Origin of the sequence: Streptomyces sp. JW3 (assembly GCF_052216785.1) — a bacterium.
GTDB lineage: Bacteria > Actinomycetota > Actinomycetes > Streptomycetales > Streptomycetaceae > Streptomyces.
In genome coordinates this window covers 1-1700 of record NZ_JBQOUX010000234.1, presented here as the reverse complement: position 1 = coordinate 1700, position 1700 = coordinate 1, and the positions used below count along the sequence as shown (strand labels likewise).

The following is a 1700-nucleotide window of genomic DNA, read 5'->3' as shown; positions in this document are numbered from 1 at the left end:
GCCTCCGCCGCACCAGCCAGCCACTCTTCGTCGATCACCAACGCCGCACCACTGTCGGCCACCATGAACGCCAGCCGGTCCGCCGGATACTCCGGGTCCAGCGGTACGTACGCCGCCCCGGCCTTCCACACCCCGAGCACCGCCACGACCATGTCGACGCCCCGGGGCAACCGCAGACCCACCCGGCTCTCCGCACCGATGCCCAGCCGGATCACATACCGCGCCAGCCGGTTCGCCCGCTCGTCCAGTTCGGCGTACGACAGTTCCGCGGACCCGCACCGAACCGCCGCGTTCTCCGGCGCCCGCATGGCCCATTCCGCGATCAGCTCCGGCACCGTCGCCGGTGCGACGGGTCGTCCGGTGTCGTTCCACCGCTCGACCACGAGTGCCCGCTCCTCCGGGTTCAGGAGGGTCAGCGCGCCGACACGGGTCTCCGGGTCGGCCGCCATCTGCTCCAGAACGTGGACCAGCCGCCTCGAGAGCACCTCGGCCGCGGCCGTGTCGAAGAGGTCCAGCCGGTGGTCGATCCGCAGTTCCAGACCGTTGATCGGGTTGACGCCCAGCGTCAGGGCGTAGTGGGTCGATTCACGTACGCCCGATCCTGTGAGGCGCAGGGGGGCGGGCGGGCCGCTTTCGCCCGCACGGTAGTTTTCGAACGCCAGCAGGGTGTCGAAGGCCGCCCCGGGTCCCGCCAGCCGCTGGATCTCGCTCAGCCCGAGATGCTGATGTTCCAGCAGCCCGGACTGCTCCGTCTGCACGGTGGCCAGCAACTCCGCGACCGAGCACGTCCCGTCCAGGCGCACCCGTACCGGCACCGTGTTGATGAACAACCCCAGCATGTGCTCCATGCCGGGCAGCTCGGCCGGTCGGCCCGCCACCGTCGCCCCGAACACCACGTCACGCCGCCCGGTCAGCGCACCGACCAGCACCGCCCAAGCCACCTGCACCACGGTGTTCAATGTGACGCCGGACCGACGGGCAAGCTCGCGCACTGCCTCGGCCAGCTCTGTGCTCGGGGCGAAGGCGTGCTGGTCCGTCACGGCCGGTTCGAGGTCGCCGGTGGTGGGAGCGATCAGGGTCGGCTCCTCGGTGCCGGCCAGGGTCCGGCTCCATGCCTCCCGCGCCGCGGGCCGGTCCTGGTCCTTGAGCCAGGCGTAGTACGCACGGGACGGGAGGGCCGGTGCAAGGGTGTCGGCGGTGCCGCCGACCGCGTAGGCCGTCCAGACCTCGCGCAGGAGAATGGGCAGGGACCAGCCGTCCAGCACCAGGTGGTGCAGGGTGACCGCCAACCGCCAGCGGTCCTCGCCCACCTTCACCAGCAGCACCCGCAGCAGCGGAGGCCGGGCGAGGTCGAACCGCCGGGCCCGCTCCTCGACCGCGATCCGCTCGGACTCCGCCCACGCCATCTCATCCGACGCACTCGACAGGTCCACTTCACGCCACGGCAGTTCGACACCCTCGGCGATCACCTGCACCGGCTGCTCAAGACCCGGCGGCTGCCAGAACCCCGCCCGCAGACCCGCATGCCGGTCCACCACCGCCTGCCACGACACCCGCAACACCCCAGCGTCCACCGGCCCCCGCACGTCCAGGAGCAGCTGCTCCACGTACACGTCGGTGCCACCCTGGTCGAACAGCGAGTGGAAGAGCAGGCCCTCCTGCAACGGCGAGACCGGCAACACCTCCACCAGCCCCGCGAC

1 protein-coding gene is annotated in these 1700 nt (G+C 71.4%); it reads right to left on the bottom strand.

Features of this window, described 5'->3' with window-relative positions:
* Positions 1-1700 (bottom strand): condensation domain-containing protein (locus ACTT8P_RS38235; protein WP_442836392.1); only part of this gene is annotated, 1700 nt, incomplete at both ends.